General features: G+C 54.5%; 1 protein-coding gene. It reads right to left on the minus strand.

What is annotated here, in order from left to right; all coding sequences use genetic code 11:
- The coding region (locus GHO32_RS26265; RefSeq protein ID WP_153443134.1) for a type II toxin-antitoxin system RelB/DinJ family antitoxin at positions 1 to 129 on the minus strand (129 nt) is incomplete at its 3' end.
- Positions 130 to 334 lie beyond the last annotated feature (205 nt).

Here is a 334-nt window from a genome sequence, read left to right on the forward strand (position 1 = left end):
CTGCGCTATACGGGTCATCATCATGCGGAAAGCATCGCTAACCGTTAAGCCCATTGTCGCAAGTACTGCAGCGGCTTCTTCTTTGATGTGCTCATCGATACGAGCACGAACGACAGCATTTGTGGACATGGGTAGTCCTCCTATATTGGGCCACAGTGTAGCTCAATATAAGGGTCGCGCATGGTTTTGTGCCGTCACGTGACGCGTCACTGCGTTCTTGCAGTCACGGATAAACTGACCCCCAGGACGTGTAGCACGTTCACCAAGCGAGAAGGGTCCGGATCGCCATGGGTGCCTAAGATCTGCTCCAGAGCTGCCACGGTGATCCCGGTCA

The organism is Pseudomonas sp. FSL R10-2189, assembly GCF_009600325.1.
GTDB lineage: Bacteria > Pseudomonadota > Gammaproteobacteria > Pseudomonadales > Pseudomonadaceae > Aquipseudomonas > Aquipseudomonas helleri.